General features: G+C 35.7%; 10 protein-coding genes and 1 riboswitch. Of the genes, 9 read left to right on the top strand and 1 reads right to left on the bottom strand.

Translation table 11 applies throughout. The features are described from left to right. Positions 1 to 90 precede the first annotated feature (90 nt). Positions 91 to 1,902: a BCCT family transporter gene (locus GHT08_RS13060; protein WP_163581830.1), complete on the bottom strand. Its 1,812-nt coding sequence runs from the start codon at positions 1,900 to 1,902 to the stop codon at positions 91 to 93. A 312-nt stretch (positions 1,903 to 2,214) separates the two neighbouring features. On the opposite strand from GHT08_RS13060, the gene GHT08_RS13055 reads away from it, so the two are divergent. The 9 genes from GHT08_RS13055 (at position 2,215) to GHT08_RS13015 (ending at position 12,527) form a co-directional block, all read left to right on the top strand. Beyond that, positions 2,215 to 2,478 carry a phage holin family protein gene (locus tag GHT08_RS13055; protein WP_163581829.1) on the top strand — a complete coding sequence of 88 codons (264 nt, stop codon included), beginning with the start codon at positions 2,215 to 2,217 and terminating at the stop codon, positions 2,476 to 2,478. 13 nt (positions 2,479 to 2,491) lie between these two features. Continuing rightward, positions 2,492 to 3,352, top strand: a complete 861-nt coding sequence (locus tag GHT08_RS13050; RefSeq protein WP_163581828.1) for a peptidoglycan-binding protein — start codon at positions 2,492 to 2,494, stop codon at positions 3,350 to 3,352. Positions 3,353 to 3,894: 542 nt separating this feature from the next. After that, positions 3,895 to 5,355, top strand: coding sequence for a SulP family inorganic anion transporter (locus GHT08_RS13045; RefSeq protein ID WP_163581827.1), 1,461 nt, complete (start codon positions 3,895 to 3,897; stop codon positions 5,353 to 5,355). 20 nt (positions 5,356 to 5,375) lie between these two features. Continuing rightward, complete coding sequence (locus GHT08_RS13040; RefSeq protein WP_163581826.1) at positions 5,376 to 5,792, top strand: universal stress protein; 417 nt, start codon at positions 5,376 to 5,378, stop codon at positions 5,790 to 5,792. 108 nt (positions 5,793 to 5,900) lie between these two features. Continuing rightward, the gene (locus GHT08_RS13035) at positions 5,901 to 6,521 is read left to right on the top strand and encodes a class I SAM-dependent methyltransferase (protein WP_163581825.1); all 621 of its coding nucleotides are present in this window, start codon (positions 5,901 to 5,903) and stop codon (positions 6,519 to 6,521) included. A 132-nt stretch (positions 6,522 to 6,653) separates the two neighbouring features. Continuing rightward, positions 6,654 to 8,444, top strand: a complete 1,791-nt coding sequence (locus tag GHT08_RS13030; protein WP_163581824.1) for a methyl-accepting chemotaxis protein — start codon at positions 6,654 to 6,656, stop codon at positions 8,442 to 8,444. A gap of 204 nt (positions 8,445 to 8,648) precedes the next feature. After that, positions 8,649 to 8,954: a rhodanese-like domain-containing protein gene (locus tag GHT08_RS13025; protein ID WP_163581823.1), complete on the top strand. Its 306-nt coding sequence runs from the start codon at positions 8,649 to 8,651 to the stop codon at positions 8,952 to 8,954. A 254-nt stretch (positions 8,955 to 9,208) separates the two neighbouring features. Further along, positions 9,209 to 9,295, top strand: a riboswitch (cyclic di-GMP riboswitch). Between the two features lie 86 nt (positions 9,296 to 9,381). Beyond that, positions 9,382 to 11,208, top strand: coding sequence for a diguanylate cyclase domain-containing protein (locus GHT08_RS13020; protein WP_163581822.1), 1,827 nt, complete (start codon positions 9,382 to 9,384; stop codon positions 11,206 to 11,208). 14 nt (positions 11,209 to 11,222) lie between these two features. Then, positions 11,223 to 12,527, top strand: a complete 1,305-nt coding sequence (locus GHT08_RS13015) for an ABC transporter substrate-binding protein (RefSeq protein ID WP_163581821.1) — start codon at positions 11,223 to 11,225, stop codon at positions 12,525 to 12,527. Positions 12,528 to 12,928 lie beyond the last annotated feature (401 nt).

The raw sequence follows: 12,928 nt of genomic DNA, 5'->3' as shown, positions 1-12,928 counted from the left end.
TCTTATTCTGACATAAATACAGCTGTCAAAGAAAGCAATTTGCTTAAGGAGGTGTCTACTTGTTAATACAGCACTATTGGGCTATAAGACTTATTTGTTGGGTTTATCTTTCTCTATGTTATCTTCGTCTGTTATTTCTTCGATAATTTCGTCCTTCATTTCATCATATATTTTTTCTTTGAAATCATCATATAACTCTTCTTTCATTTCATCGTAAATTTCTTCTTTGAAGTCATCATAGAAGTCATTTTTCATATCTTGATAAATATCCTCTTTGACGTCGTCCTTAAAATCATCACGGATATCTTCCTTTACTTCATCTTTAAACTCGTCTTTAAACTCCGTTTTTACACGTTTTTCTCGTCTTTTTCTATGGAGCCTTTGATCCAGCTTCCAATCCTTCCCTAGTGTAATAACAATGGAAATGATCATGAGCACCATTACAATCGCGAAAGGTAATGCAGCAATAATAGAAGCGGTTTGTAGTGCACTTAAACCGCCACCTCCACTGAATAATAGTACACTTGCGGCACCTGCAATCAAGAATCCCCACGTTAATTTTACTGAGTTTTTTGGTTCTAAATCGCCATTAGATGTCATGGACCCTAGTACAAATGACGCTGAATCTGCAGAAGTTATAAAGAAAATTAAAATTAACAGTATCGCTAAGGTGTTAGTAATAAAACTTAACGGAAGTTCAGCAAGTGTTGCAAATAAGGCTAATTCAACTTCCGAATTAATTAATTCAGCTAGACCTCCTGTCCCGTACATTTCGATATTTAACCCTGTACCACCAAATGTAGTAAACCAAATGATCGCAAGTAGAGAAGGGACAATCAGTACACCAGCCATAAATTCTCGAATCGTTCTCCCTTTGGAAATACGTGCAATGAAAATTCCCATGAATGGAGCCCATGCAATATGCCATGCCCAAAAGAAGATGGTATTTGTCCCTAACCATTCACTTTCTGAGAATGGTGTTAAAGTAAGTGCCATTGGAACGACATTTGTTATGTAACCACCTAATGTCGTAACAAAACTTTCAGCAATAAATAATGTAGGTCCAACGATAATAACAAATAGTAGAAGTAATCCAGCCACAACTAGGTTTATATTACTTAATATTTTGATTCCCCGGTCAAGGCCGCGAGCTGCTGAAAGCATAAATAATACGGTAACGATACATATAATGACTAGTTGTGTCCATGGTGAGTTAGGGATTGGTGTAATATGAGATAAACCACCTGTGATTTGCATGGCACTTAGGCCAAATGTTGTCGCAACCCCTGTACATGTAGCCAATACAGCTAATGTATCGATCGTTTTACCAGCCCAACCATTCACTCTGTCACCCAAGATCGGGTAAAATGCTGAACTGATTAATGCTGGTCGGTCTTTTCGGTATTGAACATAGGCTAATGTCATCCCAACGATTGAAAAAATAGCCCAAGGATGTAAAGCCCAGTGGTAAGAACCGTAACGTAAACCAGCTAATGCGGATTCCCTAGTTCCTGGCTCATATCCGAGAGGTGGATCCATATAATATAGAACTGGTTCAGCAACTCCCCAGAATACAAAACCAACACCTATACCAGCTGCAAATAACATGCCAATCCATGAAAACCAAGAATATTCTGGTCTGTCATCGGTTTTACCTAATCGAATTTTCCCGTAAGGACTGACGGCTAACGCAATTACAAAAATAACAAACAGGGCAGTGATTAGCATATAGAACCAACCAAAGTTAGTGATCATCCATTCTAACCCTGAGTTTGCAGCATCGCTCAGGGTTGAAGGTGATATAGCACCCCATAGTACGAAGATAGCAACGAAGATAGCCGATATAATAAATACAATGCCAACTTTTCCAACCTTACCACTTATCGAGTCCTCTTTTTTCATATGTACCTATGTCAATTATTGACATAGTTCCCCCTTTCTTGTTGCAGTTAATTTAAATAGGTAATCCTTCATTTTATAATATTTAATCTATTATTGTTAGCATAGACAGTTTTTTGAAAATAATAAATTAATTTAGACACTTTCTTTTGTATCTCACCGATTATAAAAATAAGACAATTCCATGTCAAATGCCAAGTCATGATTGGAGGTCGATACATATTGTAATATGAGTCCTTACTTTGCGCTGTTCGAAGCGGAAGAACTCAACTGCTAAGTGGCTCAAATGAAGAAATCAGAGGAGGTGTTCGTTCGATGGATGATTTATGGCATTTGCTACCAGAGGATTTTCACTTTATTATACCAGCACTCTGGTTTATCGGATACGCCTGCAAAAGAACACCATTTATACCTGATTGGCTGATTATTTGGATTTTATTAACCATTGGAGTCCTAGCAGCGTGTAATTTGTATGGTTGGAACATACGATCCATTGCGGAAGGAATTATTGCAACTGGGTTGGCTGTATTTAGTCATCAAGTAGTAAAGCAAACTTGTAATAGAGCAGAGAAACTATAAGGGAGGGGAGTTTATGGCGGAATTTCGTGGATATCGAATTACGAGTCCATATGGTTATAGAACTCATCCGATAAGGGGTTCAAGAGATTTTCATGCCGGTGTTGATTTAGTGAAATCACATCGAGCACCGATTCATGCTTTTACTTCTGGAACCGTTATTTATGCTGGCTTTGGTAAAAGTGGTACAGGCTTAGGAGGATACGGGAATGTAGTGTTAATTCGAGATAGAAATAACAGAGCCCAGCTTTATGCACACCTCGATTCTGTTGCCGTAAATAGTGGCCAAACAGTATCATACAATCAAATAATTGGTTATCAAGGACAAACCGGATATGTAACAGGATCACATTTGCATTTCGAAGTACGTAAAAAGGTAGAAACCGCTCCTCCATATGGATATCGTGCTGATAAACCATCATCTACCGTAAATCCGATTTCTTATTTGGATCAGTTTAGTTCAAATAAAACACTAAAGGAAAGTAGCAATGGACCGGAAGTAAGAAACCTGCAAAGAGAGTTAATAAAGCTTGGTTTTAGTTTAAATAAATATGGGGCAGACGGAGTATTTGGAGATGAAACAGAATCAGCTGTAAAAGCTTTTCAGCGATCAGAAGGTATAAAAGTTGATGGAATTGTAGGTCCAGTAACTAGAGCAAGACTAGATAAAAAAACTACTTTAGTTGCTAATTACCCTGGAATTTTAAAAAGGGGTAGTAGAGGAGAAGTTGTTGAAATTATACAACGTAAAGTAGGTGCTAAAGTCGATGGCATTTTTGGACCAGAGACAGAGCGAAAAGTGAAGCAATACCAGAGACGGAATAATTTGAAGGTGGATGGAATCGTAGGTCCGGAAACATGGCAAAAGTTATTTTAAAGGGAGGGAGACTTCCCTTTTTTTGCTTGTAAGGAAAGTATATAACCATTGATATCACAACTTTTATACTGAAGGGCGCAACCCCCACGGAAAGGGAAGGGGGCAGCCCGAGTGGTGGTCAAGCTGTTCAAATATTTCATCATTACTACTAAAGTAATAAAGGACCGGCGAGGTTAGCCGGTTTTTCTTATGATGAAATATAATAATTGATCGCTTATCTCTCCAATTATCGGTATAGTAAAGTTTTTTAAAAAAATAAAACAGATTAACAATGAAACTGGCTATTTAATAGTCAGTTTTTTGTATTAATAGATATATTTTCTGATAGAAAAGCAATATATTAAAAAATATACTTTTTGTTCGCATTAGAAAAAATAGAAGTATAGTAGCGTGTATACATGAAAATGGAAGTATGAAGTGGATGTCTGCGTTTTCATTAAGTTTTGTCGATTTTGTGAATTGTGGTATGATTCGTTTTGTTCATTTCGGAAAATTTCTCTGAGGGGATTAGAGATGCCAAAAAAATTAGAAAGAGGTGCTTCATGAACGTAGCAAAAATTAAACAAGATTGGTTTGGAAACGTCAGAGGGGACGTTCTAGCCGGTATAGTAGTAGCGTTAGCGTTAATTCCGGAGGCAATTGCCTTTTCAATTATCGCTGGTGTTGATCCAATGATAGGATTGTATGCATCATTCTGTATTGCAGTAGTGATTGCCTTTGTCGGCGGTAGACCAGGTATGATTTCTGCAGCAACAGGTGCAATGGCGTTGTTGATGGTTACCCTAGTAGCTGATTATGGTTTGCAGTATTTACTAGCAGCTACAATCTTGACTGGTGTACTACAAATTTTGTTCGGTGTCTTCAAATTAGCAGCAGTGATGAAATTCGTACCACGATCGGTAATGGTAGGCTTCGTTAACGCGCTGGCCATTCTCATCTTTACTTCACAATTGGAACATTTTGAAGGAGAAAGTTGGGTAATGTATGGCTTAGTCGCTTTAACACTAGCAATCATTTATATTTTCCCTCGGCTAACGAAAGTTGTGCCTTCTACTTTAGTAGCAATTATAGTAGTGACAGCTTTAGCCATTTATTTTGGATTTGATGTACGTGCTGTCGGTGACTTAGGTAATTTAAGTTCTGATCTTCCGGTCTTTTTAATTCCGGATATTCCATTAAACTTTGAAACATTAGCAATCATTTTTCCTTATTCATTATCACTGGCCATTGTTGGTTTACTAGAATCATTGTTAACGGCTAATATCGTAGATGATATGACTGATACTGAGAGTGATAAAAACAAAGAAAGTCGTGGACAAGGTATTGCCAATATTGTATCAGGATTCTTTGGAGGAATGGCAGGATGTGCAATGATCGGTCAATCCGTCATTAACGTAAAATCTGGTGGTCGAGGCCGATTATCTGCATTAGTTGCTGGTGTATTTTTGATGTTTTTAATCTTTGTTTTAGGAAATATTGTAGTTCAAATACCGATGGCTGCACTTGCCGGTGTCATGATTATGGTATCCATCAGTACTTTTGATTGGTCTTCTGTGAAAAATATTCATAAAGTTCCTAGATCAGATGCTGTTGTAATGGTACTCACAGTTGGAACTGTGGTGGTTACACATGATTTATCTAAGGGAGTTTTAGTTGGTGTACTGCTAAGTGCTATTTTCTTCGCAGCTAAGATTTCAAAAGTGAAAGTGACTCAAATTGTAGCTGTTGAGGGTAAGAAAAAGGTTTATAAAGTAGATGGACAGATCTTTTTCGCTTCCGTTAATGACTTAGTAGCTAAGTTCGATTTTAATGAAGCAATCGAAGAGGTTGAAATTGATTTAAGCCTAGCCCATTTATGGGATGATTCTGCAATTGGTGCTTTGGACAAAATTGAGTCGAAATTTGAACAAAACCATGTTAAAGTAACTTATACAGGATTAAATGCGGAAAGTAAACAATTGAAGCAGAAAATTGGCGGCTTTTCCAAAGCTTCAGGTCATTAATCGGTAAATGAGGTGTGGTGATGTATCAAAAGATATTATTAGCAGCTGATGGATCAGATCACTCTATTCGAGCAGCGTCTCATGCAGTAAAGGTTGCTCAGATTGATCAAGGTAAAATAGATATTGTCTATGCAGTAGATGGTAAAACATCAAAAGAGGATGTTTTACACGGTTTAGATAAATATGACGTAAAAAAAGAACGACAGAAAAAATTGTTGCCAGTAATAGAAGTAATTGAAGAGGCTGGCCTTGAATGTGAAACACATGTAGTGCACGGCGAACCGGGTCCTGCAATTGTAGATTTTGCGAACCGAAATGAATATGATTTTGTTGTAGTAGGAAGCCGTGGATTAAATCAAGTACAAACGATGATACTAGGTAGTGTCAGTCACAAAATTGCAAAACGAGTACATTGCCCAGTTTTAATAGTGAAATAATTTTAGAGATAACAGGTATAACTTATACCTGTTATCTTTTTTTCTTTCTGTTCTAACAAATAGACATAATATGTTACGCTTGATAGGAAATTAAAAAAAGCGGTGATTATGTTGTTAAAGGATAATGGAGAGCGTGTAATACCAGAGAAGATGGACATTACAAATGAGTTATTAATAGAACACTTAGCACGTTATCATTTTTCGGTGCCCCATATTTACGGTAGAACATTGGATTTTGCAACTGGTGTTGGCTATGGAGCACATGTTATTGCAAAAAAATGCAAACATGAACTTGAAGAAATTATCGGTGTTGATATTAATTTTAATGCGATTCAGTACGCAAAAGCAAACTATTATCACCCACTATCTGATTTCAAGGTAGCAGATGTACTAGACCCTACATTACCTGATCAATTAGGAACATTTGATGTTATTCTAAGTTTTGAAACGATTGAACATATTGAAGCTGAAGATCAATTTATGGATAATATTTATCATCTCCTTAAGCCTGGAGGGACATTGATTTTATCTACTCCCTTCGGTGAAGGTAAAGGCAAGCCATGCGGTTCGCCATTCCATGTCCATCAGATGACAGAAACTGAATTTATGTCTATGTTTGATCAATTCCAAAAGAAGAAGTTCTTCTATCAAAGAGGCGCATTAATAGAGCCGATAGAGGGTTCTCAAATGGAACATAAACCTCTCGGTATAGTAATTGCATATAAATGACTAACTACACTTAAATGAAGAGTGTAGTTTTTTAGTACTTTATGACTGTTTGTTTATTGCATATAGTAATGAAAATTTATTAATGGTAATATAGAAAGAGGAACTATATACTACAAGAGGAAGGGGACAATCATGCAAAAGTTTCAGCAAATCAAATACAAATTACCTGCTATTATGATTTTATTATTAGTCATTCCAATGGGAGTTGTGGGTTACATAGCCTATGCAAAGACAGCGGTATTAGAAAAAGCAATAATACAAAAAGATGATATTGTAGAAATGTCACCAAAATATCAGGAAACTTTTGAAGAATACGAAGCGTTTCTAACTACACTTACTGAATCAGAAGAATTAAACTATGAAAAGGTTTCCGCTTCTGATCTCCAAGATGCAAACTATTCTCATATGCCTACAGTTAATGATCCCAAATTAACGAATTACTATGAAAGTTACTTAACAGAGCAAGCTCATAATCATGAATATATTATTAATTTATATTTAGGAACACCTGAGGGTGCTTTATATTTAAATAATATTCCTGATAGTGAAGTGGATTTAAATGATTACGATTCGACAACAACGGACTGGTATAATCAGGCTACTCAGTCACCTGAAAATGTAATATGGACACAACCGTATATTGATACTGCTTCTGGTAAACCGGTAGTAACTTTGGCCAAAGCATTTTATGGTGATGATAACGAATTAATTGGGGTAGGTGCAATTGATTTTGATATGTATCTAATTGCTTCGAATATGCGTCAAGATTTAGTTACCTCGACTCTTATTACCGGAATTATCGCCGTTATTGTCGGTATAGTAATTGTTACATTAATCGTTAGAGTGATTAACTATAATATTTCGACAATAAAGAGCGAATTGAATCGTTTGGCACAAGGTGATTTATCAGGAGAGGAAGTAGAAGTAAGGAGTAGGGATGAATTCACTGAACTAGCAAATGCAATGAATCAAATGAAAGATAACTTATATGGAATGGTTAATCAGGTGATGATAGCTACTGGGCGTGTGATGCAGCAAAGCAGTACATTAAATCAATCTGCTGACCAGGTACGTGAAGGTAGTGAACAAATAGCTGCTACTATGGAAGAATTATCATCAGGAAGTGAATCACAGGCAAATTCTGCGTCTGACTTATCCGGTTCTGTTGAACAATATAATCGAAAAGTGAAAGAAGTAGCGGACCAAGGTAATCAAGTAGCAAGTGAGTCACAGGATGTTATGAATATAAGTAAGGGGGGACGTACGGAACTAGAAAAGTCTGTTAGCCAAATGAGAACCATCTATCAAATGGTTCAGGACTCTTACCAAAAAGTATCAGGCTTGGACAAGCGTACGGAAGAAATAGATAAAATTGTAATTGTTATTAAAGAGATTGCTGAGCAAACAAATTTACTTGCATTGAATGCCGCCATTGAAGCAGCAAGAGCGGGAGAGGCAGGTAAAGGATTTGCTGTTGTCGCTGATGAGGTAAGAAAACTTGCTGAACAAGTAACAGACTCAGTTGCTGATATAACTGGACTTGTAGCGAATATTCAGGATGAATCAGCACAAATGGCTCACTCCTTAGAATCTGGATTTCAAGAAGTGGAAAAAGGTACAGAACAAATGGAGAGAACTGGTGAGACTTTTACACAAATTAATCAATCCATTACAGATATGGTAAATCGTGTGAAACACATGGTTAAAAGCTTGGAAGAAGTTAATGAAAATAGTGAAGAAATGAATAAATCGGTTGATGAAATTGCAACTGTAAGTGAACAATCTGCTGCTGCTGTTGAGGAAACAGCAGCCTCAGCGGAGGAAACTAATCATTCAATGGAAGAAGTATCAAAAAGTGCCCATGAATTAGATGTCTTAGCCGAGGAATTACAAAAAGAAGTTCAAAAGTTTAAAATTGTATAATATTGTTGAGATAGACTTATATGTCTGTCTCTTTTTTATCAATTAGGATAATGGCAGTTTTCTTAATAGTAAGAAGCTAGATTAAATGTTAGAAAAGAAAACGTAATAATGATATGATTCAATGAGAGTTTGATCACATACTAATCTATACGTCAACTAGCGTATGATTGCTATACAAAGTATAAACTCATTGGAGGTATAATCATGAAGGAGATACAAGCAACAGAATTGGCAAACAAATTAAAAAATGGCGAGAAAGTAAATATCATTGATGTGCGGGAAGATGATGAAGTGGCACAAGGTATAATTCCTGGAGCAAAGCACATAAGATTAGGAGAAATACCTGACCGTTTAGAAGAATTTAATCAAGACGAACATTACTATATGGTATGTCGTTCTGGAGCTCGAAGTGGGAGAGCAACTGAATATTTAGAGGCAAATGGAATTGAAGCAACCAATATGGAAGGCGGCATGCTTGCTTGGGAGGATGAAACTGAAGTACCTGAGTAATGATGCTAAATTGCCTGAAAAAATGCTGAGAGTAATCTTTAGAAGGATTACTCTTTATTTTTTTGATCAAAACTAAGATAAAAATTATTGTATAATATGAGTAGTAAAGAATGTGGTTGGCCCCCTGAATTTATCGTGTTCATTAAAATAATTCTAAATTGTATTGATTATTATTAGATGATTGTTATATGATTGTAGGAAAATAGATTTATGCTCTATGTCAGTTATGTTAATTTTTATGATATAATAGTACTAATAGAAAAAGGCAAATCTATTGAAAAATAGAGACGCAAAACCACAGATCTAAGGTGAAAAATCACAATGATGGCTGGGTTACCTGATATAAACAACAGGAAACCTATACGTTTTTTGTATAGTGTTTTTTTAATACCTAAATAAAGAGTGAATTGAGTGAGGAGACAAACATATGCGCAATGTCATGAGTAAAAAAATATCATTGTTTATATTGATTTTAACTTTATCTGTCTTTGCGCAAATATATGCTGTTCCATTAATTTTTGGTATAACCTTATCCTTTGCACCGGTTTTATACCTAGCATCCATTCGGGTATTCGGCTTCCGATTTGCATTTTTATTAACCATTTGTATGAGTTTACTTACGGAATTTCTTCATATTGGCAATTCATTTGTCTTCATTAGTATTCTTGAAGTACTGATCATAGGAGCGTTTTATTCTAAAAAAGGAAAAGACCTTTTTACGTGGAGTTTTGCTTATTCTATCATTCTATTTATACTATATTTTGTGGTGGAATTACTCTTTCCAGAGGTTTTTGCAAGTATGAAGATTTTAACTAACTTTATGATCCTTCAGGTTATTACCGCTACTTTGGTTTCTGCCTTAGTTGCAGATATGTTATGTGATTACCTTCCGCTTATTTCCAAATTAAAAAGCTGGTTTCCTGCACATAACCAGTTATATTTTGGACAGGTGATTTCTCACATACTAATTTTTTCGGCTGTATTCCCATTACTCATCATCATTGTAGTTAATGCTAGAGCAATGGAAAATGATATATATCAGGAATATTATCTTCATTATCAACAGTTGGAAGAGAGATTACAACGGAAAATAGCAGAAATGGACTCTAATGACATTCAAAATTATGAATTAGACGCTAACTTAGAAAAAGCTAAAATTAAATCGATTTTAGATGAGTTTATTGGCACTTCAAACAAACGAATCTTGATTATGGATCAAGGAGAGCAAATATGGCTTGATACGAATAATCAAAATGAATCAAGTTCTAACCTAGAAATGGAAGCTGGGTTTGTTAAGGAGATTCATTCACATGGTTTTATTTGGCTACCGTCCAGTCACCAAACTTTATCTGATTGGTATCAAGGCTATTATATCGGGGAAACTGCCTTTTTAAACAAAACAACATTATTAATTATTCCTATTAGTAGTAGTGTACTAGCTTTAGCAACTAACCTTACTGATTACCTATTGTTCGCATTGTTTGTTTTATTCATTGCGTTAGTATTTGGTATGTTAGTGAATCGAATATTATCGAATTCTTTATCACATCTGACACAAATGACGACCGATTTACCAGGCAAAATGAAGCGACAAGAAACCTTTTATTGGAAAAATACACCGATTGATGAATTTTCAAAATTGGGACAAAACATTGAAAAAGTAGCAAACCAGCTGCAGCAAATGTTTGCTGATGCTAAAAAGAAGAATGACTTGCTTACTGCAAGGACTAATCAATTAAAAGAATCTGAGTCAAAACTATATCGTTTAGCACACTTTGATACATTAACAGATTTGCCAAATCGTTATTCATTTCATCTTGATTTAACTAAGATGTTAGAGGAACAAGCGAAGCTAGATCGATTTTCGATTGTATTTATTGATTTGGATAAATTTAAACAAGTCAATGATACGCTTGGACATAGTGGAGGAGATTTATTATTAAAATTATTTGCTAAACGGTTAAAGAAATTTGAACAAGGAAAAGCTATTACATTTTATCGTTTAGCTGGTGATGAGTTTGTGGCAATTGTGGAATTAACAACAGAGGAAGAAGTACAAAGGTTGTGCAAACAATTACTTGAAGCCATTACTCAACCGTTAATGATTAATCAAACGGAAATAACACTTACTGCTAGTATTGGAATAAGTTTTTATCCTGAGAATGGAAAGACTTTAGATGCCTTATTGCATCATGCTGATTCGTTAATGTATGAAGAGAAAAAACGTCATCATGATCTAGAAGATTTGACATAAGGGGAGGAAAACGATTGAAACCATTCACAATATGGATAGCTGCAATAAGTATACTGATCTTAGTAGGTTGTCATTCTTCAAGTTTTAAGCCCCTTCAGGAATCTTCTCTAAGTAGTGACTTGGTTGAGGTAGAAGAGGAGTCTGCACAAGCGAACGAATTGGTTATTTGGACGCATAGTAACGTCTTTGAAGATTCATTACCAGAGTTTTTAGACATGCATCCAGGTGTTGATGTCAATATAAAAGTGATTGATGAAAATAATCTAATCAAAGAATATCGACAAGGTATGTTAGCTGGAAAAACACCTGATTTATATATTTTACCTGATTATGCTTTAGGTGAATTTACTGGTATAAGCGGTTTTGAAAATTTATACGAAAAAAGCTATTATGACGAAAGTTTTTTTGACCGAAGACCAGAAAGCTTGTTAAATCATTATAAAAGTGAAGATGGAACCGACATGTTTGCGATCCCGTTATTGTTTTTCCCTTATGTTACTTACTATAGAGCAGATATATTAAGTGAATATGGCTACCCTAGTGACCCACTAGAATTATCCAAATATATAAATGACTATGAAAATTGGCTAGAAATGGCTAAAGACCTCAAAGAAAATGGCCACTATATTTTAGATTCGGAGCATATGTTACTAGAGATGGTATTAAGAACCAATTACTTTTTAGACGAAGAATTCGAGTATTTGGGGGATGATGAGCCTTTTGTTACTACTTTTAATATCGCAACAGAGGTAGTTGAAAAAGACCTTAGCCCTTATGTTAATATTTGGGATGAAAGAGGAAGAGAAGCATTTCAAAATGATAACTTAGTAATGTTTCAAATGGCTAGTTATGTTGCAAGTCGTTTACAGGAGTGGGTTCCAGAGCAAAATGGAAAATGGGGAATCACGACTTTACCTTTTGGATTAGCAGGTGTCGACAAGCAGGCAAGTATGTCTATTGCCATCTCTGAAAAAAGTCAACATAAGGAATTGGCATGGGAATTTGCAAAAAAGATGGCTGATGACATGCTATATATGTATGAACATGTAGAAAACGATCCATATTTCATTAATCCCGATTTAAAACAACTATACTGGATTGCTTTAAACAAAGAAGTCCCAGGTAGACCTCAATCTTTAGATCAAGACATTAAATTTATTTGGGATGTAGCGATGAAAGATTTCCATGGTGGAAAGGCTATTACAAGTGAAGCAATCGAACATATAAATGAGGAAATAAAGGAAAGAATAAAGTATGATCAGAGAGCATTACAGAAATTACTAAACACACAGACTCAGGAAGAGGCCAGATGGGAATAAAAGAGTTTATGTTCAAAGGAAGTATAAAATCAACTCAATGATCGTGTTAATCGAAGTAGTAACTTTGAAATGTTTTATGTGTATTTGCCAACACTCCGACTAATTACTTCGCTTTCCACGGGCACGGCCTCAACTAACATTGCAAAGAAAAACATTTTGCAAAGTGGATTTTCGGCTCGTGCTATTCCCGCAGGAGTCTTCGCAATTAGTCTCCGCTCTGAGAAGGTGCAACAATTTTTATCATAAAATAGGTTGATTTTTTACAATGGACAAAGTGGCAAATGCTATTTGTAATTATAAAAGCAACCGTATTACTTCATGCTAGCGTTGTAGAGAATGATCATAGTGAAGGCCGCCCACTTCCGCTCCTAGGGGAAACCCCACGGAAAGGGATGTGGGCA

It is taken from the genome of Gracilibacillus saliphilus (assembly GCF_010994085.1).
GTDB lineage: Bacteria > Bacillota > Bacilli > Bacillales > Amphibacillaceae > Gracilibacillus > Gracilibacillus lacisalsi.
Note: the sequence above shows the minus strand (reverse complement) of the source record. Positions and strands in the feature narration are given on the sequence as shown.